Origin of the sequence: Roseovarius sp. SCSIO 43702 (genome assembly GCF_019599045.1) — a bacterium.
Taxonomy (GTDB): Bacteria; Pseudomonadota; Alphaproteobacteria; order Rhodobacterales; family Rhodobacteraceae; genus Roseovarius.
The window spans coordinates 317,887-341,130 of sequence record NZ_CP080623.1 but is presented as its reverse complement, the minus strand read 5'-3'; the positions used below and the strand labels follow the sequence as shown (position 1 = coordinate 341,130).

Annotated in this window: 22 protein-coding genes and 1 riboswitch; of the genes, 6 read left to right on the top strand and 16 right to left on the bottom strand. The window is 67.0% G+C overall.

Going from position 1 to position 23,244, the window contains the following annotated elements:
* Positions 1-85 precede the first annotated feature (85 nt).
* The 7 genes from K1T73_RS01640 to K1T73_RS01610 all read right to left on the bottom strand — a co-directional run bounded on the left by K1T73_RS01640 (position 86) and on the right by K1T73_RS01610 (position 4,912).
* Positions 86-661 carry an invasion associated locus B family protein gene (locus tag K1T73_RS01640; RefSeq protein WP_220602271.1) on the bottom strand — a complete coding sequence of 192 codons (576 nt, stop codon included), beginning with the start codon at positions 659-661 and terminating at the stop codon, positions 86-88.
* 19 nt (positions 662-680) lie between these two features.
* The gene (locus K1T73_RS01635; RefSeq protein ID WP_220602270.1) at positions 681-1,790 is read right to left on the bottom strand and encodes a ShlB/FhaC/HecB family hemolysin secretion/activation protein; all 1,110 of its coding nucleotides are present in this window, start codon (positions 1,788-1,790) and stop codon (positions 681-683) included.
* Complete coding sequence (locus K1T73_RS01630; protein WP_220602269.1) at positions 1,697-2,176, bottom strand: POTRA domain-containing protein; 480 nt, start codon at positions 2,174-2,176, stop codon at positions 1,697-1,699. Before K1T73_RS01630 ends, K1T73_RS01635 begins: the two co-directional genes overlap by 94 nt.
* Positions 2,173-2,682, bottom strand: a complete 510-nt coding sequence (locus K1T73_RS01625) for an invasion associated locus B family protein (protein ID WP_220602268.1) — start codon at positions 2,680-2,682, stop codon at positions 2,173-2,175. The genes K1T73_RS01630 and K1T73_RS01625 overlap by 4 nt, the downstream gene beginning before the upstream one ends.
* 217 nt (positions 2,683-2,899) lie before the next feature.
* On the bottom strand, positions 2,900-3,490 hold the full coding sequence (gene wrbA, locus K1T73_RS01620; protein WP_220602267.1) for an NAD(P)H:quinone oxidoreductase: 591 nt from the start codon (positions 3,488-3,490) through the stop codon (positions 2,900-2,902).
* Positions 3,491-3,530: 40 nt separating this feature from the next.
* Entirely contained in the window at positions 3,531-3,899 is a 369-nt protein-coding gene (locus K1T73_RS01615) for a DoxX family protein (RefSeq protein WP_220602266.1), read from the bottom strand.
* Between the two features lie 74 nt (positions 3,900-3,973).
* Positions 3,974-4,912, bottom strand: coding sequence for a ring-cleaving dioxygenase (locus K1T73_RS01610; protein WP_220602265.1), 939 nt, complete (start codon positions 4,910-4,912; stop codon positions 3,974-3,976).
* 108 nt (positions 4,913-5,020) lie between these two features.
* Between K1T73_RS01610 and K1T73_RS01605 the strand changes: the two genes are divergently transcribed.
* The gene (locus K1T73_RS01605) at positions 5,021-5,920 is read left to right on the top strand and encodes a LysR family transcriptional regulator (protein WP_220602264.1); all 900 of its coding nucleotides are present in this window, start codon (positions 5,021-5,023) and stop codon (positions 5,918-5,920) included.
* Between the two features lie 25 nt (positions 5,921-5,945).
* Here the strand turns inward: K1T73_RS01605 and K1T73_RS01600 are convergent, their stop codons facing one another.
* The 3 genes from K1T73_RS01600 to K1T73_RS01590 all read right to left on the bottom strand — a co-directional run bounded on the left by K1T73_RS01600 (position 5,946) and on the right by K1T73_RS01590 (position 10,742).
* Positions 5,946-9,038, bottom strand: coding sequence for an efflux RND transporter permease subunit (locus K1T73_RS01600; protein ID WP_259400402.1), 3,093 nt, complete (start codon positions 9,036-9,038; stop codon positions 5,946-5,948).
* Positions 9,035-10,192 carry an efflux RND transporter periplasmic adaptor subunit gene (locus K1T73_RS01595; RefSeq protein ID WP_220602262.1) on the bottom strand — a complete coding sequence of 386 codons (1,158 nt, stop codon included), beginning with the start codon at positions 10,190-10,192 and terminating at the stop codon, positions 9,035-9,037. Before K1T73_RS01595 ends, K1T73_RS01600 begins: the two co-directional genes overlap by 4 nt.
* 118 nt (positions 10,193-10,310) lie before the next feature.
* Positions 10,311-10,742 (bottom strand): DoxX family protein, encoded by a 432-nt coding sequence (locus K1T73_RS01590; RefSeq protein WP_220602261.1) that lies wholly within the window; start codon positions 10,740-10,742, stop codon positions 10,311-10,313.
* Between the two features lie 112 nt (positions 10,743-10,854).
* Here K1T73_RS01590 and K1T73_RS01585 point away from each other — a divergent pair, with 112 nt between their 5' ends.
* Positions 10,855-11,757, top strand: a complete 903-nt coding sequence (locus K1T73_RS01585) for a LysR family transcriptional regulator (protein ID WP_220602260.1) — start codon at positions 10,855-10,857, stop codon at positions 11,755-11,757.
* Positions 11,758-11,779: 22 nt separating this feature from the next.
* Here K1T73_RS01585 and K1T73_RS01580 read toward each other — a convergent pair whose 3' ends face one another.
* Positions 11,780-12,181, bottom strand: a complete 402-nt coding sequence (locus K1T73_RS01580) for a BrnA antitoxin family protein (RefSeq protein WP_220602259.1) — start codon at positions 12,179-12,181, stop codon at positions 11,780-11,782.
* Positions 12,182-12,348: 167 nt separating this feature from the next.
* On the opposite strand from K1T73_RS01580, the gene K1T73_RS01575 reads away from it, so the two are divergent.
* Both K1T73_RS01575 and K1T73_RS01570 read left to right on the top strand, forming a co-directional pair.
* Positions 12,349-13,578: a geranylgeranyl reductase family protein gene (locus tag K1T73_RS01575; RefSeq protein ID WP_259400399.1), complete on the top strand. Its 1,230-nt coding sequence runs from the start codon at positions 12,349-12,351 to the stop codon at positions 13,576-13,578.
* 174 nt (positions 13,579-13,752) lie between these two features.
* Positions 13,753-13,959 (top strand): cold-shock protein, encoded by a 207-nt coding sequence (locus K1T73_RS01570; protein ID WP_220602258.1) that lies wholly within the window; start codon positions 13,753-13,755, stop codon positions 13,957-13,959.
* Between the two features lie 47 nt (positions 13,960-14,006).
* Here the strand turns inward: K1T73_RS01570 and K1T73_RS01565 are convergent, their stop codons facing one another.
* Positions 14,007-14,639: an arylesterase gene (locus K1T73_RS01565; RefSeq protein ID WP_220602257.1), complete on the bottom strand. Its 633-nt coding sequence runs from the start codon at positions 14,637-14,639 to the stop codon at positions 14,007-14,009.
* 49 nt (positions 14,640-14,688) lie between these two features.
* On the opposite strand from K1T73_RS01565, the gene K1T73_RS01560 reads away from it, so the two are divergent.
* Together K1T73_RS01560 and K1T73_RS01555 are read left to right on the top strand one after the other, a co-directional pair.
* Entirely contained in the window at positions 14,689-15,372 is a 684-nt protein-coding gene (locus tag K1T73_RS01560) for an ABC transporter ATP-binding protein (protein ID WP_220602256.1), read from the top strand.
* Entirely contained in the window at positions 15,369-17,885 is a 2,517-nt protein-coding gene (locus tag K1T73_RS01555) for an ABC transporter permease (protein WP_220602255.1), read from the top strand. The genes K1T73_RS01560 and K1T73_RS01555 overlap by 4 nt, the downstream gene beginning before the upstream one ends.
* 55 nt (positions 17,886-17,940) lie before the next feature.
* On the opposite strand, the gene gcvP is transcribed toward K1T73_RS01555, so the two are convergent.
* From gcvP to K1T73_RS01535, 4 genes are all read right to left on the bottom strand, one after another.
* Complete coding sequence (gene gcvP / locus K1T73_RS01550) at positions 17,941-20,790, bottom strand: aminomethyl-transferring glycine dehydrogenase (protein WP_220602254.1); 2,850 nt, start codon at positions 20,788-20,790, stop codon at positions 17,941-17,943.
* A gap of 103 nt (positions 20,791-20,893) precedes the next feature.
* Positions 20,894-21,253 carry a glycine cleavage system protein GcvH gene (gene gcvH / locus K1T73_RS01545; RefSeq protein WP_220602253.1) on the bottom strand — a complete coding sequence of 120 codons (360 nt, stop codon included), beginning with the start codon at positions 21,251-21,253 and terminating at the stop codon, positions 20,894-20,896.
* Positions 21,254-21,271: 18 nt separating this feature from the next.
* Positions 21,272-22,396, bottom strand: a complete 1,125-nt coding sequence (gene gcvT / locus K1T73_RS01540; protein ID WP_220602252.1) for a glycine cleavage system aminomethyltransferase GcvT — start codon at positions 22,394-22,396, stop codon at positions 21,272-21,274.
* Positions 22,397-22,556: 160 nt separating this feature from the next.
* Positions 22,557-22,644, bottom strand: a riboswitch (glycine riboswitch).
* A 74-nt stretch (positions 22,645-22,718) separates the two neighbouring features.
* Positions 22,719-23,216, bottom strand: a complete 498-nt coding sequence (locus K1T73_RS01535) for an Rrf2 family transcriptional regulator (RefSeq protein WP_220602251.1) — start codon at positions 23,214-23,216, stop codon at positions 22,719-22,721.
* Positions 23,217-23,244 lie beyond the last annotated feature (28 nt).

Below are 23,244 nucleotides of genomic sequence, written 5' to 3'. Positions count from 1 at the left end.
CAGGTCTTCCCCGTCGCGCGTATCCGGCCCGCCCGGCCGCGAGTTCCTGCACCCCCGGCCGGTCGGCCGGGGGCAGTGTCGTCTCTTATTCCGCCGCCGGCTCGGTTTCGGCGTCCTCGCGGATGGCATCTATCGCGGCGCCGAATTCGCTGGTGTCGACCCGCACGACGACCGGGTCGCCATCGACCTCGATCCGGTATCCGAAGAGCATCGCGTCGGCCTCGCGCAGCGCGTCGATATCCTCGCCCTCGAGGCGGATCGCCGCCTCGCAAAGCTCGCCCAGGCACCGCTGCCAGATCATCTCCTTCTGCGCGTCGTCATCCGCCCCCTCGACGCGGAACACCGCGCCGCCCGGCAGGAAGACACCCATCGGAACCTGCGCCAGCATGACCGCCGCACCATCCTCGACCGGCAGCACGATGAACCGCGCGACCAGCGCGCCGCTCTCGGCCAGCGTCAGTTGCTGGATCAGGCGGCAGCTCGTGTCGCGCACCGTCAGGGCCTCGCAATTGACGATCCAGCCGCCGAAGACCGAGTTGTTGGCCACCGCCCGCGCGGCCTCGAGCTCGCTCTCGGCGACGCCCTCGGTCGTATCCTGCGCCATCGCGGCAAAAGGCGTGGTGGCAGCCAGGGCCGCGGCCAGGAACAGTTTCTTCATCATGTCGTTCATCCTTCGTTTCTCAAAATGTCCAGTCGAGCCCGGCATGGACCCGATATTCGCCGCTCGCATCGAAGCCGAGCGTATCGACCAGCGGCACACCGACGAAAATCAGCGCCGCAACCTTCTTTCCCAATCCCACGCGCACGCCGCCGCCCACCGAAGCGAGCAGATCCTGGTCGGCATCGAACCCGCCGCCCTGGCGAAAGGGTTTCACGACCGCGGCATCGACAAAGCCGAACGGGGTGACGCTGACGCGCCGGCCCCAGTTCCAGGGCTGCGCACGGTCGAGCTGGATCTTCATCTCGAGCCCGCTGTCGCCCGCCCGCACGTTGTTGGGATAGCCCCGCACCGAGGTCGGCCCGCCCACCGTGAAGAGGCGGTCCACGGGCAGGTTCTGGTTCTCGGCCAACTGCGCACGCGCCTGGACCGAAAGCAGCGCGCTCTCGCCGATCAGCCGGTTCCACCCCAGCCCCGCCTCGAGCAGCCAGTAGTCGCCCTCGGTCTGGGACACCTGGTTCGTCTCCGCCGTGCCGACCCGCAGCCCGAACGAGAGCTGAAGCGCCTGCCGGTCGCCGCGCCAGACCCGTTCGGCCCGCGCCTGGAGCTCGGTCAGGGTGACATCGGCAAGCGGCAGACCGCCCAGCGTCGACTGGTTCTCGTCGTAGGTGAACCCGGTCTCGAACATCCAGTGCGAGTTGGGCCGCACGTAGCCCGGCCAGCGATAGGCAATCCCCGCCGACTGGCTGTCCGAGACGATATCGAGGGTGCTGAACGCGCCCGAGATGACGTCCGACTGCGAATAGGCGGCCGACAGCACCAGCCGGCCACCCGGACGGCCCATCGGGCGCGAGTACCCCACCTGGCCCGATGCCGCGCCCTCGCTTGCCTGCAACTGGAACGAGAGCGTGTCGCGCACGCCCGTCAGGCTGTTGACGCGGCCGAACAGGCTCGCCTGAAGCTCGCCGGTGGACTTGGTGCCGAAATTGGTAAGCGATGCCGTCAGATCGTAGCGCTTCATCGGTTCGCTGCGGACGGTCACATCCGTGGTGCCCGGCTCGGTTCCCGGCTCGAATGCCAGTTCCGGCACGAAATCATGCGCGACCTCGAAGATCCGCAGGTCCCGCTCCATCGCCTCGTAGTCAGGCAGCTCCCCGGCGACAGGGTGAGGTTGCGGCGCAAGAACTCCGGCTTGGTATGCGGCACCGCGTATCTCAGCGCACCGATCCGCGCCTCGACCAGCTCGATCCGCAGGATGCCGTCCCTGATCTCCTGTGGCGGCAGGATCGGGCGGGCGGTGATGATCCCGGCTTCGGCATAGAGCGCCTGGACCTCGGCCAGAAGCCGGTCCAGCGCCTCGAGATCGATCGGCACGCCCTCGTAGGGCGCCGCCACCGCATCAAGCGCCTCCGCCTCGAGATAGGCGCTTTCGCTGAACTCGATCTCGTCCACGCTGAACGTCTGGGCCACGGCGCCCTGCCCGAGCAGCAAAGCGAGTGCCAGGAGGACAAATCTCATCGGCCCGCCTCCAGCGCCGCCAGCGCGTCGGTCAGCCCCATGAGGCTCACGTCGAAGGCGATCACCGGCGCATCAGGACCGGGACGATACCTCACTTCCGAGGCCGCGCCCCTGCGCCACGCGCCGAGCATGCCGTCGTCGAACGCCAGCGCCGCCCGGCACATCTCGGCGGTGCAGCGTTGCCAGGCCGCGTCGATCATCCGTTCGCCGAAGCCGAGATACAACCCCGATGCCAGGTGAACGCCCGAGGGCACGAGGATCTCGCCCAGCACCTCGTCCGAGGTCGGCGCGGTCTCACCCGCATAAAGGCGCACCGTCGCGAGCCAGGTGCCATCCTCGGCGGCCACGGTCTGCGAGGCATTGCAGACCCCGGATGCGCAATCGACCCGCCAGTCCTGCAGGATTTGCGCCGTGGACGGCGCACCGGCACAAGACAGCCACGTTACAGATGCCGCGAAGGCGAAGACCGCCAATAGACCGCGCTTGCGCTTGCCCGAATATTCCAACCGCCCCAATCCCGCCGATTTTCCGGTTCGTTTCTACGGGGAACATTTATCGCGAACTCGGAAAAGCGAGCAATCGATGGATTCATCTACTGGATGTTTTTTTGACCGGATGATCGGATTTTTTCGGCGCCGCCGGGGGTGGGGATGCGGTCCGGTCTTCGGGGAATCGACCGTCAGGACATGCTTGGTCCTGCCGGCCGCGTTGCGTGCTATCCTGTCACGCGAGCTTTCCGGCCACTTCGACGAGGCGGCGGGCCTGGTGGCCGATGGCGGCCTTGGCGTCGTCCGAGAACTCCTCGCCCGCCGTGTGGCTATAGCCGTAGGGGTTGCCGCCGGTCTTGAAGATCACCTCGTCGGTGTAGCCCGGCGCCACGACGAACCCGCCCCAGTGCATGACCGTCGTGTAGATGGACTGGAGCGTCGTCTCCTGCCCGCCATGGGTGTTCTGCGCCGAGGTCATGGCCGTCACCGGCTTGTTCGCCAGCTTGCCGTTGAACCAGAGGCCGCCCAGCGTGTCGATGAAGGCGCGCATCTGGCTCGCCATGACGCCGAAACGCGTGGGCGCCGAGATCAGGTAGGCGTTGGCCCATTCCATGTCCTCGGGCGTCACCTCGGGCACGTCGGCGGTCTTCTCGGCCTGGGCCTTCCAGGCGTCCTGGCTGTTTATCACCTCGTCGGGCGCGGTCTCGGGCGCTTTCAGCAGGCGCACCTCTGCGCCGGCCTCGCGGGTGGCCTCGGCGGCGATGCTGGCCATCTGGTGGTTGGTGCCGTAGCTCGAGTAGTAGATGATCGCGAGTTTGACGGACATGGTCTGTCTCCTTTGGTTGGGCTTGTTAGGGGATCAGGGGTTAAACTTTGTCACCTGCCGCGCTGTTCCGCATGGCATCGAGGCTCCACGGACCGGGGCCCGCGAAGACGAGGTAGAGAAACACGAAGCAGAAGAGGATCGCCCCGGTCCCGCCATTGACGGACGGAAAGAAGCTCTGCGGTGCGTGCGCCACGAAATAGGCGACGGCCATGGTGCCCGACGCGACGAAGGCGGCCGGACGGGTAAACAGCCCCAGGACCAGCAGCGCCCCGGCGACAAGCTCGATCAGGCCCGCGTTCCACGACATCGAGAACATCTCGGGCGTGCGGTTCGCCGGAAAGCCGAGGATCTTTTCCGTGCCGTAGCACAGGAAGGTCAACCCGGCCGCGATCCGCAGGACGCTGAGCATGCGCGGCGCCCAGGTGGTTTCCAGTTCAGGGGAAGTCTCTCCTTTCTTCAGGATCCGTGTCACGGCGCGGCCGATCAGGCCGCGTCGGCGATCTCCGGCAGGAATTGCTCCAGCCTGTCGCGCAGATGCGCGTGCTGCCGGGGCAGTTTCAGCGCCTCACCCAGATGCGCGACATCCTCGTCGCGCGTGAAGCCGGGCTCGTGCGTCGCGATCTCGAACAGCACGCCATCGGGCGTGCGGAAATAGGTGGCCCAGAAGTAGTCGCGGTCGATGGCGGGCGTGACATGCGCCCCCGCCCCGAGCAGCGCCTGGCGCACCTCGGCCTGTGCCGCGCGATCCTCGACCGCGAAGGCGACATGATGCACCGAGCCCGCGCCCTCGCGCGCCCTCGGCATATCGGGGCGGATCTCGATATCGACGATATCCGCGCCGTTGCCCTGCCGCAGCGCAAGGCGCGTGATGGCGCCCTCGCGGCCCGTTTCCTCGTAGCCCATGAGCTTGAGCAGCTCCACCGTCGCGGCGCCGTCGCGCAGTTGCATCGTCACCCCGCGGAAACCGTGGATGCCCCGGTCCGCCGGAACCGGCCCGCCCGCGAAGGGCGCGCGGGGATCCCGCGCAACCTCGGTCAGCGCGAAACCGTCGCCATCGGGCCCGGCAAAGCGCAGGCGCCGCTCTCCGAAGCGCGTCTCGGGGGCGATGCCCCGAACGCCCGCGCCCTCCAGCCGGTCGCGCCAGAACGCGAGGCTGCCCTCGGGCACGGCAAACGCCGTCTCCGACACCTCGCCGCTGCCGCGCCGGCCCGGCACGATATGCGGGAAGGGGAAATAGGTCATGATCGTGCCGGCCGAGCCGGTCTCGTCACCGTAATAGAGGTGATAGACCTCGGGCGCGTCGAAATTCACGGTCTTCTTGACCCGACGCTGCCCGAGCAGGTCGGTGAAGAAGCGGTTGTTGTCCTGCGCGTCCGACGCCAGCGACGTGACGTGGTGCAGGCCCTTGATCTGGGTCAGCATGGCTGTTCTCCGGTACAGGTCTTGTTGACCCCCATATAGAGCGGCGGAGTATGCCGGAGAATGACCATAATCTTGCATTCACCATTGTGCACATCGTAATAATCACCCATGGGCGAACTTGAATCCATCCGCGTCTTCCTGGCCGTGGCCGAGCAGCAGAGCTTCGCGGGCGCGGCGCGGCAACTGGGCATGACCCCCGCCTCGGTCACGCGCACCATCGCGGCGCTCGAGGCGCGGCTGGGCGTGCAACTGCTGGTGCGCACCACGCGGCAGGTCTCGCTGACCTCGGCGGGCGCGGTCTACGCGGCGCGCGCGGCCCCCCACGCCGAGGGGCTGGCCCGCGCGGCGGACGACACGCGCGAGGCGCAGGGCATCACCTCGGGCCGCCTGCGGATCAGCGCGCCGCTATCGCTGGGGATCAAGGTGCTGCCGGCGGTGCTGTCGCAATTCGGCGCGCTGCATCCGCAAACCACCGTGGACGTGAACCTGTCCGACGCCTTCGTCGATATCGTCGAGGAGGATTTCGACCTGGCGATCCGCATCTCGGGCCCGCCCGACGACAAGTCGACGATCTGGCGCAAGATCTGCAAGGTGCCGCGCCTGCTGGTGGCGACGCCCGACTACCTGCGTGCACGCGGCACACCGCAAAGGCCCGGGGACCTGGCCGAGCACGACTGCCTCGGCTACCACGCCGGCTCGCGCGACGAGATCTGGCACCTGAGCCACGGCAAGCGCCGGCACAGCCACAAGGCGACGGGCCGGATCAGCGCCAATAACGGCGATCTGCTGGCCGGGCTCGTGAGGAACGGCGAGGGCATCGCCCTTCTGCCGCGTTTCATCGTCGCCGACGACCTCGCCGCCGGGCGCATGGCCGAGGTGCTGCCCGGCTGGTCCCCGCCCGAGATCTGGCTCACGCTCTACTACCCGCCCTACGACCGCCTGCCGCTGCGCGTCGCGACCTTCTCGGACTTCTTCGAAACCCACGTCAAGGAAACATGCCTGTTGTGAGAGGGCGCCGCCCGGCCCATGCCCCTCACGCGGTCTGCGATTGCGCCGCCTGCAACTCCTCCCGCAGGCGCCTCTCCTCCTTCGCCTTCGGGGTCGAGAAGCGCGCGAGAAGCAGGTAGGCCACCGGCGTCAGGTAGAGCGTCGAGAGCGTCGCCAGCCCCAGCCCGCCGACGATCACCCAGCCCAGCGCCTCGCGCGCTTCGGCGCCGGCGCCCGAGGACAGCACCAGCGGCACGCCGCCCAGCACGGTCGAGGTCATGGTCATCATCACCGGGCGCAGCCGGATGGTCGAGGCCCCGAGGATGGCATCCCTCACCTCGTTCCCCCGGTCGCGGAGCTGGTTGGCGAATTCGACGATCAGGATCCCGTTCTTGGCCATGATCCCGATCAGCATCACCAGCCCGATCTGGGAATAGACATTGAGGCTCTGCCCCGTCAGCAGCAGCGCGAAGACCGCACAGGCGAGGCCCAGCGGCACGGTCGCCATCACGACCACGGCCGAGACGAAACTCTCGAACTGGGCCGAAAGCACGAGGAACACCACGAGGATCGCGAAGCCGAAGGTGACGATCATGCCCGCATTGGTCTGGTCCAGCGTCGCCGCCTCGGCCAGCGGCACGATGCGGTTCTCGGGCGCCAGAACCTCCTCCCCGACCTCCAGCACATGCGCAAGCGCGTCGCCCAGCGACATCTCGGGCGTGAGTCCGGCGGTCAGTTCCACCGACCGGTTCTGCCCCTCGCGGCCCAGTTCCGGCGCGACGGCGCGTTCTTCCAGCGTGACGAAACTCGACATCGGCACCATCATGCCGCTGCCCGTCCTGACGAAGATGCTCTCGAGGTCGCCGGGATCGTCGATCGGGTTCGCGGTCGAGAGCATCTGCACGTCATAGCTCTTGTCGTCGATGAAGACCGAGGCCACGTCGCGCCCGTCCAGCACCGCCTGCAAGGCCGGTCCCAGCCCGGTGATGTCGATGCCCAGGTCGGCCGCCAGTTCCCGGTCGACCTGCACGAAGAGCTGCGGCTGCGTGCGGTCGTATTCCAGCCGCACCTGGCCCATGCCGGGGATCTGCCGCAGCCGGTCGATCATCGCGTCGGCCACCTCCGACAACTGGTCGTAATTGTTGCCGGTGATGGCAAAGGCCAGACCCCGCCCCGCGCCCCGGATGCCCAGCGAATTGGGCTGGATCGCGAAGGCGCGCACGCCGATGACATTGCCCAGCTCCCGGTTGATCTCGGCCACGATCTCCTGCTGGCTGCGGTCGCGGTCCGCCCAGTTCGCCAGCGTGAATACCATGAACCCGCGATTGTTGGCGCTGAACCCGCTGAAGGCGAAAAGGTTCGTCATCTCGCCGCTTTCCAGCAACGGCGTCACCGCGTCCTCGATCTGCCGCATCTTGGACTGCGTGTAGTCGAGCGACACGCCCGCCGGTGCCGTGACCCGCAGAAGCGCCACGGCGCGGTCCTCGGGCGGGGTCAATTCCTGCCGGATCGTCCCCGCCATCATCACCGCCGTCGCCGCCACGAAACCGGCGATCAGCACGATGACGTAAGGCATCGCCAGAGCACCGCGCAGCGTGGCCTCGTAAAGCCGCATGAGCCGGTTGCCGAGCCAGATCATCGGGCCGCGCGCGTCCTTCCTGGGCGGCCTCGTGAGAAGGCGGCTGGCCAGGACGGGGCAGAGGCTCAGCGCCACCACCGAGGACAGCGACACGGCCATCGCCAGCGTGAAGCCGAACTCGCGGAAAAGCCCGCCCGCCTGTCCCGGCAGGAACGACAACGGCACGAAGACGGCGGCCAGCGTCGCCGTGGTCGTCACCACCGCGAAGAAGACCTGGCTCGTGCCATGCACCGCCGCCGCCCGCGGCCCCATCCCGGCGGCGCGCTGGCGCACGATGTTCTCGAGCACGACGATGGCGTCGTCCACCACCATCCCCGTCGCCAGCACCAGCGCCAGCAGCGTCAGGATGTTGATCGAGAACCCCACGAGGTAGATCGCCGCCAGCGTCCCCACCAGCGCCACCGGCAGGGTCAGCGCCGGAATGAGCGTCGCGCGCGCGTCGCGCAGGAAAAGGAAGATCACCGCCACCACGAAGGCGATGGCGAAGCCGAGCGTCTTGACCACCTCCTCGATGGAGCCCGAGATGAAGGTGGCGTCGTCCGATGTCACGAAGACCTCCACGTCGTCGGGAAGGGTGCGGTTCAGCTCGGCCACCACGGCGTGAACGTTCTTCGAGATCTCGAGCGTGTTCGACGTGGCCTGCCGGATCACCCCCATCCCGACCCCCTGCCGGCCATTGGCACGCAGCACCGTCTCGCCGGTCGCGGGGCCGAGCGTCACCCGCGCGATGTCCCCGATCCGGACATTCGGCTTGATCTCCAGCGCCTCGAACGCCTCGGGTGTCACCACGCTCGCGGTGGTACGCACGTTGATCGCCTGCCGGTCGCCCGCCAGGTCGCCCGCCGGCGTGTCGAGCGCCACGTCCGCCAGCGTGCGCTGCACGTCGCCCAGCGTCAGGCCCCGGCTGGCCAGCGCGAGCTGGTCGATATCGACGCGGAAGATCGGCTCCCGGTCGCCATAGACCTGGAGGTCCGCGACACCATCGACCGAGATCAGCCGGTCCTCGACGCGGTCCTGCACGATCGCCGTCAGTTCCTGCGGCGAGCGGGCCGACGACGTGACCGCGATGCGCATGACGGGCTGGGCATTCGCGTCGGCCTTGACGATCTCGGGCTGGTCCGCGTCCTCGGGCAGGTCGTTGACGATCCGCCCCACCGCGTCGCGCACGTCCATCGCGGCCACGTCGATATCGACGTTGTCGTTGAATTCCACCGTGACGCGGCCGCGCCCGAAGCGCGAGGCGGAAGAGATCGAGCGTACGCCCGACACCCGCCCCACCGCGCCCTCGACCCGGCTGATCACCTCCTGATCCACGGATTCCGGTGATGCGCCCGCAAAGCCGGTAGTGACCGTCACCACCGGCCGGTCCACGTTGGGCAACTCGCGGATCTCCGCCCCGAAAAGCGCCGCGACCCCCGCCAGGATGATGAGCGCGTTGAGCACGAAGGCCAGGATCGGCCGCCGCACGAAAAGCGCCGTGCCGGTCCCGCCCGCGCTCACAGCGTGGCCCTCCCGCCGGCCCGGCACCGTGCCTCGCGGCCATCCGCCGCGCTGACCTCGGCCCCCTCCCGCAGGGTCTGCACGCCTTCGGTGACGACCGTCTCACCGGCGCTCAGCTCCGCCGACGTGACCAGCACGCTCTCGCTCTCGCGGCGCATGATCGTGACGGGCACCTGCGCCGCGCGGCCGTCGCGCACCGCCCAGACGTAAGGGCCCTCGCCCGACCATTGCACGGCGAGCGGCGGCACCGACAAGAGCGTCTCGCCGGGGAATGACATGCCGACCGAGAAGGCCATGCCCGCGCGCAGCAGGTCCCCGTCGTTCGGCACCCGCCCCTGCACCAGGAGCGTGCGGCTCGCCCGGTCGACCACCGCGTCGATCGCGCTGACCTCTCCGGTGAGCACCGTCTCCGGGCCGCCCACCGGCCTCACCTCGATCGGCTGGCCGACCGCGATCTTGCCGATGAGCCGCTCGGGCACCCTGAAATCCACCAGTATCTCGGACCTGTCCGTGATGTTGACGAGGAAATCCTGCGCGTTGACCCGGTCGCCCGGCTCGATGTCGATGATTCCGACCCAGCCCGAGATCGGCGCCTCGACATGACGCCGCGACAGGTCGAACTCGGCCTGCCGGACGGCAAGCTGGGCGCTGCGCAGCGCAAGCTCCAGCTCGCGCAACTGCACCTCCGATACCGTGCCGCGCGCCGCGAGCTGCCGCGCCCGCTCGGCATCGGCACGCGCGTTCTCGAGCTGGATCTGGGCCTGTTCCAGCGCGATCCGCTCGGCCTCGTCCTCGAGCTGGACGATCTCGGTGCCTTCCTCCACGTAGCTCCCCGGCTCGAGGGCCACGCCCGTGATCGTCCCCACCGCCTTCGAGCGCACGTCGACCGAACGGCGCGCGCGACCGTCGCCGATCGCGCTCACCCGGTCCTGCATGGCCTGCTCGCCCACCGTGGCGGTGATCACCCGCACCGCCGGATCGGACCGCCCGTTCTCCCCGTTGGCCTCGTCAGGCTGCGACGCTTCGATCCCGAGCAGGTCCAAAAGCCCCAGGCGGTCCAGAACGGGCTGCGCGGCGGGAACATGAGCGATCCACACGTAAAGCCCGGCGGCCAGAACCACCATCGACAGGACGACTTGGCGAAACGCTCTCATGATTGGTGGTCCGTCTGATGCAGGGAACGCCCGATGATAACATCCCCCACCGATCTATGAAGCCAAATCGAGAGGCCGCGGCTACGGCCTCTCGTCGCAGGGCTCCGTCATGCCCCCGTCAGACCCTCAGCGCCTCGGGGATGAAGCCGTCGATGACCGGCAGCCTGCGCAGGGCGAAGGCCCCGCCACCCTGGATCGCCACCGCGACCGCGAGGGCCACCAGCAGCGCGGGAAACTCCCAGCCGCCGCCTTCGGCACTGAAGAGCCAGCCATTGCCGGCATGGGCCCAGACCGAGCCCAGCAGCAGCGGGATCGACAGCAATGCCGCAAGCCGCGTGTAGAGGCCGAGCAGGATCGCCGTGCCGCCCGCGAGTTCCGCGAAGATGGTGAGGTAGGCCGCGATCGCGGGCAGGCCGAGGCTCTCGAAGAAGGCCACCGTGCCGGGCACGGTGAACACCATCACCTTCAGAAGCCCGTGGGCCAGAAGGACGGTCCCGAGGGATAGGCGGGTCAGCGTCGCGCCGATGGTCGCGTTGGTCTCGAAGGTCATGTCAAAACTCCAATCCATGTGTGTGTTGCGTTGGCACGAATATCGGCCATTGCGTTTGAATTGATAATATGGAGAAATGTCATCTCACTCGTGCCAAAAGGTTGATAATGGAATGGACCGGATTTCCCGCATCGGCGTTTTCGCCGCGGTCGTCGAGGAGCAGAGCTTCGCAGGCGCCGCGCGCAGGCTCGGCCTGACCAGTTCGGCGGTCTCCAAGCAGGTTCAGAACCTGGAACTGGACCTGAAGGTCAAGTTGCTCAACCGCACGACGCGCAACGTGTCGGTGACGGAAGAGGGCGCGATCTATTACGACCGCGCGCGGCGCGCGCTGAACGATCTCGCGGAAGCGGAAAACGAGATCCTCGAGCTTGGCGCCCATCCGCGCGGGCCGCTCAAGATCAGCCTGCCGCAAGGGCTCGGGATCACCTGCCTGACCGAGGGCGTCGCCCGTTTCGCCGCCACCTATCCCGGTGTCACGCTCGACGTGAGCCTCGACGACCGCTTCGTCGACCCGGACGCCGACGGCCTTGACGTGGTGGTGCGGATCGGCACGCTCAAGGATTCCTCGCTGATCGCACGGCGGCTGGCCTCCTGCCCCTTCGTGCTCTGCGCGGCACCCGGCTATCTCGAACGCCGCGGCGTGCCGCGAACGCCCGAAGACCTCGCCGGTCACGAGGTGCTGGTCTATTCGCGCAACACCTCGGTCCACGAATGGCGCTACCGGGATGCGGCGGGCGAGGTCGGGCAGGTCTCGCTCGCCGGCTCGTTCCGGTCGGATTCCGGCGAGATGCTGTGCCAGGCTTCCATCGCGGGGGTGGGTATCGTGATCCTGCCCGTGTTCTTCGTCGCCGAGCATCTCGCGGCGGGCCGCCTGGTCCGCCTCCTGCCCGACCACGAGACCTGGCCCGAGCGCGACATCCACGCGGTGTTCCGCCCCAACCGGTTTCAATCGACCCGCCTGCGCCTCTTCGTCGATCACCTCGTGGCGATGTGCAAGGATCTCCCTTGGGAGTGACGGGTGGCCGCCGCGCCGCCCGTCACTCGAGCTCCTCCTCCACCTCCGCGAAGGCCATCTCGGCCCGGTCGCCCTCCTCGCCGATCTCGGCATCCACCCGCTTGGTCATGAACTCGTCCAGCCGCACCTCCCCGGCAATCTTCATCTGCGCCCAGGTCGCCAGAAGCCGGTTGATCCGCGCCTGGTATCCCGCGCCCATCGCGCGATAGAATTTCGCGACCGACCCATCGAGATAGAGCGTCACCTTCTCCTTCTTCTCCCACACGTCGAGGTCGGCCTCGAGCGTGTGCCACGCATCCGGCACCTCCTCGCGGATCGCGGCGGTGACCCACGTGTCGCGCTGAAGATAGATGAGATTGCGCATCAGCGCGTCGCGCGCGATGCGTTCGCTCCGGGTCAGGCGGCGGGGGCGGGGCTCGGTCATGGCGGCGGTCCTCTCTCGGGCTCGTGTCGCGCCGACCATCGCAGGACTTCCTTAACGATTTCTCGCGGCGGCGCGCGGTCGCACCGACGTGATACCGACGTGGATACCGACATGGATACCGACGTTAAATTCTGGCACCTTTGCGGCCCCTCGCATAGACCTGCGCCATGATGGATCCAGCCCCCCGAATCTTCGATCTCGTCGTCATCGGCGCCGGTCCCGCCGGCGCCTCCGCCGCCTTCACCGCGGCCCGCGCGGGCCTTTCCGTCGCGCTTGTGGACAAGGCCGCCTTCCCCCGCGCCAAGCTCTGCGGCGGGCTTTTCTCGGGCCGCGCCCGCAAGGTCTTCGAATCGGTCTTCGACCGCCCCCTGGACCCCGCCCTCTTCGACGAACGGACACGCTTCGCCTTCTACCTCGACGGCGCGCGCCTCGGCCCGGAAGAGGTGATTTCCCCGATGCATGTGACGATGCGCTGGGACATGGACAACCTCCTGAAAACAATGGCTTGCGAAGCGGGCGCGACCGACTTCACCGGCCATCGCGTCGCCTCTCTCGACCTCGAATCGCGGCGTCTGACGCTCGCCTCCGGCGCGGCGCTGGGCTGGTCCGTCCTGCTCGGCGCGGACGGGGTGCAGAGCATCGTCGCCAAGGCGCTCTTCGGCCGCGCCTTCGACCCCGACCGGGTGGGGTTCGCCCTCGAGGTGGAGGCTCCGAACAGCGCCGATCCCGGCCCGCTCGCGCCCATCCGCATCGATTTCGACGCCGCGCGCTGGGGCTATGGCTGGTCCTTCCCTAAACGTCACACCACCACGGTCGGTGTCGGCGGAGTGGCGGCCCTCAACCGGGACATGTCCGAGAAAATAGCACGCTATCAAGAGCTTCTGGGCGATGCGAGCGGCGCCCGGGTCAAGGGACACTTCCTTCCCTCCGGCGAGGACAAGGGCACGCCCGGTCGCGGCACCACGCTTCTCGCCGGCGACGCCGCGGGGTATCTCGACCCCATCACCGGCGAGGGCATCGCCTATGCCATGCAGTCCGGTCACGCCGCCGCCTGCGCCGTGCGTGACGCGCTCGCCGCCGGGGACGCGGCCCGCGCGCTCCCGGCCTACACCCGCGCCGTCCGGCCGATCCGCCGCTCGCTCCGTCTCGCGGGCTGGCTCAGGCCGCTCATATTCTCCGAGCGTTTCCGCCCGGTTTTCCGGCGTGGTTTCGGTCACTCCCGCGTCCTGAAGGCCGAGTTCCTGCGGCTCCTGAACGGCGAGGTCGAATACCCGCGCATCCTGACATTGACCCTGCGCCGCCTTCCGCTGATTCTCATGCGCGCAATGCGTGTGCCCTCCGGCAAGCCGCCCCACCCCGAACGCTCCACACCCCCCGATCGGCGGCCAAGCGCCTGAAATAGCCGGTTTTAATTTTTTTCCTTGTTTTGCCGTCCACAACTCCACATATGCTTGGGTGCGACGTTACCACTATCGACTATCTGCTTCCTGAGAAGGCTCAGCATTCGATTCTGCACTGACGAGCCAGGCTGCCGCATAATGTGGGCAGTAATATTCTGAGGAGACAACGGTATGGCTAACGGCACCGTTAAATGGTTCAACACCACCAAAGGCTACGGCTTCATCGCGCCCGAAGGCGGCGGCAAGGACGTGTTCGTGCACATCTCGGCTGTCGAGCGCGCGGGCCTCACCGGCCTGGCCGACAACCAGAAAGTGACCTACGACCTCGAAGCCGGCCGCGATGGCCGCGAGTCGGCGGGCAACATCGCGCTGGTCTGAGCCGCGCGATTTCGCAAGGATTGAAAGGGCCGCACCGCGGCCCTTTTTCATTTCACCCTGTCGATCAGGTCGAGAACATGAGGGCCCAGTCCCTCGACGATCCGCTCCACCCCGTCCGCGTTGGGATGAATGCCGTCCGGTTGAAGATAGCCGCGCAGTTTCGCCGGATCCTCCTCCGGCAACCCCGCGAAGAAACTGGGCGCATGGAGCGCGCCGTACTGCTCCGCAAGCTCGGGGTAGATGGCGTCGAAAGCGACCTTGTAGTCGGGGCCGTAGTTTCCGGGCGCCGCCAGCCCCACCAGCAGGACTGGCACCTCCCGTGCCTGCGCCTCGTGCAGGATCCGGTCCAGGTTGGCGCGGCTGACCTCGGGCGCGATGCCCCGCAACAGATCGTTGCCGCCCAGCGCGACGATCATTGCATCGACCTCCGGCGTCAGGCTCCAGGCGATCCGCGCCGCGCCGCCCGCCGTGGTGTCGCCGGAAACGCCGCCGTTGACGACGCGCACGTCGCGCCCCGCCTCTTCGAGCCAGTCCTCGAGCCGCGGCACGAAGCCTTCGTCCTCGGGAAGACCGTACCCCTGTGTCAGACTGTCCCCGAAGGCCAGGATCGTGATCTCCTCCGCCGTTGCAATCCGCGGCAGCGCGACAAGGGCGAGAAGCAGGCACAGAGCCTTGCCCATCCCAAGCGCCGCCCCATATGTCACAAAGCGCGAAACAAGGCCCGTCTGCATGTCGTCACCCATCCTGTCGCTCGAAAACGCGTCCCTGTCACTTAAATCCAATGCGGGCCGTGTCGATATCCTGCGCGACATTACGCTCGACGTGGGGCAAGGGGAAACCCTCAGCCTGACCGGGCCATCGGGGTCGGGAAAATCATCGCTTCTCATGTTGATGGGCGGCCTCGAGAAGCCGACGGGTGGCACGGTCCGCGCCTTCGGTCACGATCTGGGTGAAATGAACGAGGACGCACTTGCGCGGTTGCGGCGGGCGCATATCGGCGTCGTCTTCCAGTCCTTCCACCTCATACCGACGCTTACCGCGCTCGAGAACGTGATGACCCCGCTCGAGCTTGGTGGCCACGACGAGCCCGAACGTCGCGCCCGAGAGGAACTGGCCGCCGTGGGTGTCGAGCATCGGGTGGACCATTATCCCTCGCAGCTGTCGGGCGGCGAACAGCAGCGCGTCGCGCTGGCCCGCGCCGCCGCCCCGCGCCCGGGGCTCATCCTCGCGGACGAGCCGACCGGCAACCTCGACGGTCCCACCGGTGAGACCATCATCGAGCTGCTTTTCGGTCTCCGCGACCGGCACGGATCAACCCTCGTCCTCGTAACCCACGACACGCCGCTCGCCGCGCGCTGCGACCGGATGGTCGGGCTTGCCGATGGACGCCTCGCCGAAAGTCCGCGCCGGTGAACCTGCGCTTCGCTTTCCGGCTGGCGCTTCGCGAATTGCGCGGCGGGCTTGCGGGGTTCCGGGTCTTTCTCGGCTGCCTCATCCTCGGCGCCGCCGCCATCGCCGCAGTCGGCACGGTGCGTGAAGGCATACAGGCGGGCCTGAGTGCGGAAGGCGCGCGGCTTCTCGGTGGAGACGCGGAGATCGAGATCACCTATCGCGCGCCCGACGGCGACGAACTGGCTTATCTGGACGAGATGTCGAACGAGCTGTCCACCATCACGGATTTCCGCTCGATGGCCGTCGCGGGCGAGGCGCGGGCGCTGACCCAGGTCAAGGCGGTCGATGATGCCTATCCGCTCGTGGGCCGGGTCGCGCTCGACCCCGCGATGCCGCTGAACGCGGCGCTTGGCCCAGATGGTCCCCGCCCCGGGGCCGTTCTTGACCCGGTGCTGATGGCGCAACTGGACGTGTCGGTCGGCGACACGATACGGCTCGGGACGCAGGAATTCCGCGTGACCGCCGCGCTGGAGCGCGAACCCGACAGCATCGCGAGCGGCTTCGCACTCGGTCCCCGCAGCATCGTTCATCGCAGTGCGCTAGACGGCGCGGGATTGCTTGCTCCCGGCACGCTCTACACCACGCGAACGCGGCTCATCCTTCCTTCGGGCACGGATTTCGACGCGCAGAAACGCGCGCTCGCCAAGCGCTTCCCCGATCGCGGCCTTACGTGGCGGGATGCGCGCAACGGGGCACCGGGCGTGGCGGCCTTCGTGGATCGGTTGGGGGCTTTCCTGGTCCTCGTGGGGCTGAGCGGTTTGGCCGTGGGCGGCGTGGGCATCGCCACGGCCATCCGCGCCTACCTGGCGGGAAAGATCCCGGTTATCGCCACGCTGCGCACGTTGGGGGCCGAGCGTCGCACGATCTTTGCCACCTACTTCATCCAGATCGGCCTGCTGACCCTGCTGGGTCTCTCGGTGGGCGTGGTACTGGGCGCGTCCCTGCCGGTGCTGCTTGGTCCCGCCATCACGGCACAATTGCCGGTGCCCGCGCGGTTCGGCTTCTTTGCCGCGCCCATGGTCGAGGCCGCGATCTACGGCGCGTTGGCTGCCCTGATCTTCACCCTCTGGCCGCTGGCCATGGCGGCGGACGTGCGCGCGGCCAGCCTCTTTCGCGACAACGACGAGACCCGCGACGATTTCCCCGCTTGGCCCTTCCTTCTGACCATCCTGCTTCTGATCGGCGCCCTTGTCGGAGCCTCGGTCTGGTTCTCGGGAAATCCGCGCCTCGCGCTTTGGACGGCGGGCGGCATCTTCGGGGCGCTTCTCCTGCTCGTCGTCGCAGCGCTTGGCGTCCGGTTGCTGGCAAGGCGGGGGCGTGGCGCGGCCCGGACGCGCCCGGCGCTCCTCTGGGCCTTGGCGGCAATCGGCGGGCCGGGAAGCTCGGCGGTGCCGGTCATGTTGTCGCTGGGGCTTGGCCTTTCGGTTCTCGCCGCGGTTGGCCAGATCGATGGCAACCTGCGTGGCGCGATCGAGCGTGACCTGCCCAAGCGCGCGCCCGCCTTCTTCTTCGTCGATATCCAGAAAGACCAGATGTCGGACTTCCAGACACGCCTGCGGCACGAACACGGCGCGACGCACATCGACGCCGCGCCGATGCTGCGCGGGATCATCACCCAGATCAACGGCCGGCGCGCAAGAGAGGTGGCCGGCGATCACTGGGTGCTGAACGGCGACCGCGGCGTGAGCTACGCGGGCGCGGTGCCGGACCGGACGACGGTTACGGCGGGCGAATGGTGGGCGGATGGCTATGACGGGCCGCCGCAAGTCAGTTTCGCCGCCGAAGAGGCCAAGGAAATGGGCCTGAGCCTCGGCGACGAGATCACGGTCAACATCCTCGGACGCGACATCACGGCGACGCTCACATCCATTCGCGAGGTCGATTTCTCGACCGCCGGGATGGGGTTCATCATGATCATGAACGAAGCGGCGCTTTCCGGCGCGCCGCACAGTTTCATCGCGACGGTCTATGCCGAGCCGGAGGCGGAACCGGCGATCCTGAGCGACATCTCGGATACCATGCCCAACGTGACCGCGATCCGGGTGCGCGACGCGATCGACCGGGTATCGGGCCTGCTCGCGGGCCTCGCGGCGGCGACCGCCTGGGGCGCATCGGCGACGCTGTTGACCGGGTTTCTCGTGCTGATCGGGGCCGCGGCGGCGGACCAGAGGGAGCGCATCTTCGAGGCGGCGGTGCTGCGCACGCTTGGCGCGACCCGGGCGCGCATCCTGCTGAGCCTGGTCTTGCGCTCGGCACTCCTGGGTGCCGCGGCGGGGATGGTGGCACTTCTGGCCGGGATCATCGGCGGCTGGGCGGTGAGCCATTTCGTCATGGAGACCGGCTTCGCGGTGATCTGGCCCTCGGCCCTTGCAATCGTCGGGGCGGGTATCGTCGTGACATTGCTTGCCGGGATCGCCTTTGCGTGGCGGCCCCTTGCCGCTCGCCCGGCTCGGGTGCTCAGGGCGCGGGAATGAAAACGCCCCGACCGACAGGCCGGGGCGCGATCACGTTGACGTCCGAGACCGATCTTCACTCCGCCGCTTCGGCATAATCCTCCATCGGCGGACAGGTGCAGATCAGGTTCCGGTCGCCATAGGCGTTGTCGACGCGGTTGACCGGCGGCCAGTACTTGTCGACCCGGAATGCGCCGGCAGGGAAACAGGCCTGTTCGCGGCTGTAGGGCCTGTCCCATTCACCCACGAGATCCTCGACCGTGTGCGGCGCATGTTTGAGCGGGTTGTTCTCGCGGTCGATGCGCCCTTCCTCGATATCTCGGATTTCCTCGCGAATCGACAGCATCGCGTCGCAGAACCGGTCAAGCTCGGCCTTGGTTTCGGACTCGGTCGGCTCGATCATCAGCGTACCGGGCACCGGGAAACTCATCGTCGGTGCGTGGAACCCGTTATCGACGAGCCGCTTGGCGATATCGTCCACCGTGACGCCCGCGCTTTTCTCGAAGGGGCGGGTGTCGATGATGCACTCATGCGCCACCCGGTCGTTGCGCCCGCGATACAGAACCTCATATGCACCCTCGAGCCGCTTCGCGATGTAGTTGGCGTTGAGGATCGCCACGCGCGTCGCCTGTGTCAGGCCCTCGCCCCCCATCAGAAGCGTGTAGGCCCAGCTGATCGGCAGGATCGAGGGCGACCCGAAGGGCGCGGCGCTGACCGGACCCTCTTCGCCGCCGGTATGCGGATGGCCGGGAAGGTGTGGCGTCAAGTGCGCCTTGACGCCGATGGGACCCATGCCGGGGCCACCGCCGCCATGCGGGATGCAGAACGTCTTGTGCAGGTTGAGATGGCTCACGTCGCCGCCGATGTCGCCGGGACGGGCCAGGCCCACCATGGCGTTCATGTTGGCCCCGTCGATATAGACCTGTCCGCCATGATCGTGCGTGATCCGCGTCACCTCCTGTACGTGTTCCTCGAACACGCCATGGGTCGACGGATAGGTGATCATGCACCCCGCGAGGTTCTCGGAATGCTTCTCGGCCTTCTCGCGGAAATCATCGAGGTCGATATCACCGTTCTCGGTCGACTTGACCGCGACCACCTTCCAGCCGACCATCTGCGCGCTGGCAGGGTTGGTGCCATGCGCGCTTGTCGGGATAAGGCAGACATCGCGATGCCCCTCGCCATTGGCGCGGTGATAGGCGGCGATGGTCAGAAGGCCCGCGTATTCGCCCTGCGCGCCCGAGTTGGGTTGCATCGAGATGGCGTCGTAGCCCGTGATCTCGCAGAGCTTGGCGTTGAGATCGTCGATCATCACCTTGTACCCCTCGGCCTGATCGGCCGGGCAGAAGGGATGCAGACGCGAGAACTCCCGCCAGGTGATCGGCATCATCTCGGCGGCCGAATTGAGCTTCATCGTGCACGAGCCAAGCGGGATCATCGCCCGATCGAGCGCGAGGTCCCGATCCGACAGGCGGCGCATGTAGCGCATCATCTCGGTCTCGGCCCGGTTCATGTGAAAGATCGGATGCGTGAGATACTCGGTCGTGCGATGCAGATCCTCGGGGACGCGGTATTCCGGCTTGAACTCGTCATCGGTGCGGTTGATCCCGAAGGCCCGCCAGACGCTCTCGATGTTCTTGGGGCGTGTCGCCTCGTCCAGCGTGATACCGACGCGCGTCTCGCCGACGCGCCGGAGGTTGATCCCCTCGTCCACGGCGGACTTTAGAACCGCCTCCTGCAAGGGGCCCACATCGACCGTCACGGTGTCGAAGAATGCCTTCGGATCAACCTTGAAACCGGCATCTTCGAGGCCCTTCACGAGGCGCACGGTCTTGCGATGGATGCGCTGCGCGATGGCCTGGAGCCCCTTGGGCCCGTGGAAGACCGCATACATCGACGCCATGACCGCCAGCAGCGCCTGCGCGGTACAGACGTTCGACATGGCCTTCTCGCGGCGGATATGCTGTTCGCGCGTCTGCAGCGACAGGCGATAGGCCCGGTTGCCATGCGCGTCGATGCTGACGCCGATGATCCGGCCCGGCATCGAGCGCTTGTAGGCATCCTTGCACGCCATGTAGGCCGCGTGCGGGCCGCCATAGCCCATCGGCACGCCGAATCTCTGGGTCGATCCGACGGCGATGTCGGCGCCCATCTGCCCGGGCTCCTTGAGAAGGGTCAGGGCAAGCGGATCGGCTGACATGATGCCGATGGCGTTCTGTTCGTGCAGCCTGGCGATGTGGTCGGTGAAGTCGCGCACGTGACCGTAGGTACCCGGATACTGGAAAATCGCGCCGAAGACCTTGTCCGCCTCGAGCTTGTCGGGGTTGCCGACGATGATCTCGATCCCGAGCGGTTCCGCGCGTGTCTTCATGACGGCGATGTTCTGCGGGTGACAGTCGCGATCCACGAAGAACGCCTTCGCCTTCGATTTCGCGACGCGCTGCGCCATGACCATCGCCTCGGCGCAGGCGGTGGATTCATCCAGGAGCGACGCGTTCGCGATCTCGAGGCCCGTGAGGTCCGTGATCATGGTCTGGAAGTTCAGCAGCGCCTCGAGACGGCCCTGGCTGATCTCGGGCTGGTAGGGCGTATAGGCCGTGTACCACGCCGGGTTCTCGAGGATGTTGCGCTGGATCGCCGGCGGCGTCACCGTCCCGTGATAGCCTTGGCCGATCATGCTTACCATGACCTTGTTTTTCGACGCGGTCAGGCGCATGAAATGCATCAGCTCGCGCTCGGATTTCGGCTTCCCGAAATCAAGCGGTTTGGCCTGCCGGATCGACTTGGGAACGGTCTGGTCGATCAGGTCGCCGATATCCCTGGCGCCGACGACCTCCAGCATCTCGTCCATTTCCTCGGGCGAGGGTCCGATGTGACGGCGATTGGCGAAATCATAGGGAAGATAGTCCGTCGGCTCGAATGCCATGTCAGTCTCCATTTATCCGGCCGGGTGGACCCGCGGGGGCGCCACCCGTCATCTTGCTCGAAACATCCCCGCCGGAGGCAGATCCCGCCACCGGCAGAAAGCGTTAACTGATGAAGTCCTTGTAGCCGGCTTCGTCCATCATGTCGTCCATCTGCGACGTGTCCGACGGCTTCATCTTGAAGAACCAGGCATCACCCAGCGGATCCTCGTTCACCTTGCCGGGGTTGTCGACAAGCGCCTCGTTCACCTCGACGATCTCACCGTCGATGGGGGCGAGGATGTCACTCGCGGCCTTGACGCTCTCAATGACGACGACTTCGTCATCCTTGCTGACTTCCTTGCCTTCGTCGGGCAGTTCGATAAAGACGACGTCACCCAACTGCTCGGCGGCGTGTTCGGTGATCCCCACGACGACGAGCCCGTCCTCCTCGCGCAGCCATTCGTGTTCTTCGGTGTATTTCATCTGGGTCTCCCTTGGTGGTCATCGTTTGAAATTTGCGGGTGTGAAAGGCAGCTTCGCGACGCTCACGGGCTGACGCTTGCCCCGCACCTCCCCGAACAGGGTCGTGCCTTCGGCGCTCAGGTTCAAGGGCACGTAGCCCATCGACATCGGCGCGCCGATGGTCGGCCCGAACGCACCCGATGTCACCTGTCCTACAGGTGTGCCTCCTTCGGCATCGGCATAAAGATCGGTGCCCTCGCGCATCGGCGCGCGGCCCTCGGGGCTCAGCCCGACGCGCACGCGTTCGGCACCGTTTTCGATCTGGGCGAGAATCCTGTCGGCGCCGGGAAAGCCTCCTTCGCGCTCTCCGCCGCGCCGGCGGACCTTCTGAATCGCCCATGTCAGCCGCGCTTCGACCGGGGTGGTCGTGTTGTCGATGTCATGGCCGTAGAGACACAGCCCAGCCTCGAGCCGGAGACTGTCACGCGCACCTAGACCGATGGGCTCGACCGCGTCATGCCACAGCAGCGCCTCGGCAAGTGCACGCGCGTTCGCATCGGGGACCGAGATCTCGAACCCGTCCTCGCCCGTATAGCCCGAGCGCGATAGCCACAGCTCTCCGAAATCCGACTCCACGATCGCGATATCCATGAAACGCATCCCGGCGGCTTCGGGAACCAGCCCGGCAAGCACGGTTTCGGCGGACGGCCCCTGCAGGGCGAGAAGCGCGCGGTCGGTGATCTCCTCGACTTCGCAATCGGAAAGATTGGCGCGCATATGCGCGATGTCGTCTTTCTTGCACGCGGCGTTCACCACGACGAAAAGGTGATCGCCCCGCCGAGCCAGCATCAGGTCGTCGCTGATGCCGCCCTCGTCATTGGTAAAGAACCCGTATCGCTGGCGCATGTCCTCGAGGCTCAGGATATCGACCGGCACGAGGGTTTCCATCGCGCGCGCTGCCCCCTCGAAGCCGTCGGGATGCCGCACGATCACCTGGCCCATGTGGCTGACGTCGAAAAGCCCGGCCTCGGCGCGGCAGTGAAGATGCTCCTTCATCACGCCCAGCTTGTACTGCACCGGCATCTCGTATCCGGCAAAGGGCACCATCTTGGCCCCAAGCTCATGGTGGAGCGCGTTGAGGGGTGTCTCTTTCAGATCGCTCATGCGGCCTCCAGACAAGTTGGCCGGGTGATCCTGGGAATCGTCCGGCACCGTTTCCGCGCTGCCCGGCTAGGCGAACGCCACGATGCCCCCTCTGTCCTTCTGCCTGAGATCGCTATCCCTTCGGCGTCCCGCCTGTCGCGGGCCCTCTCCAGAGTTCAGTCGGATCGAAACGGTCCCTTTGGCCTGAGAGTTTCCGGGGCGGTTGCTCCTTCGGCACCGGGCTAGGCCGGTTCTCCCGTTCGATCTGGGTATGCTTTAGTATACGCTTCGAGTCGCGGCAAGAAAAATCACCTGTCCCGGCGATGCAAACGAGGCACGGCAGTCAGTGACAGGTCGCGCGAAACTCGCCCGTGATGGGGCGCGAAGCCGAGCCACGACATGCGGCACCACCGAAAAGCATCTCCAACGCGGAATTGCCGCAAACCAGGTCATCCAGCGTCATGTTGTCCAGATGCTCGAAGAACGCGGCGGCGGCGGCTTCGAGCGCCGGTCGCAGGCGGCAAGCGGCATGGAGGGGGCAACTGCCGTCGGCATCGGCGAAACACCCGGTCTCGGGAAACATCGGCTCGAACGCGCGGAATACATCTCCGATGACGATGTCGCGCGGGTGCCCGGACAACGCGATGCCCCCGCCGCGGCCGCGTTGCGTGGCCAAGAACCCGAGTTGCGAGAGCCGGTTGATGATCTGCGCAAGATGGCTTGGCGAGACATCGACGCGCTCGGCCACCTCGCCGCGCGTGATCGGTGCCGTCCGGCCCTGATGAACCGCACAGAACATGAGCACGCGCATCGCGATATTGCTGCGCTTGGTGATCCGCATGCGAGCCCCACTGACCGGTTGAATTCGG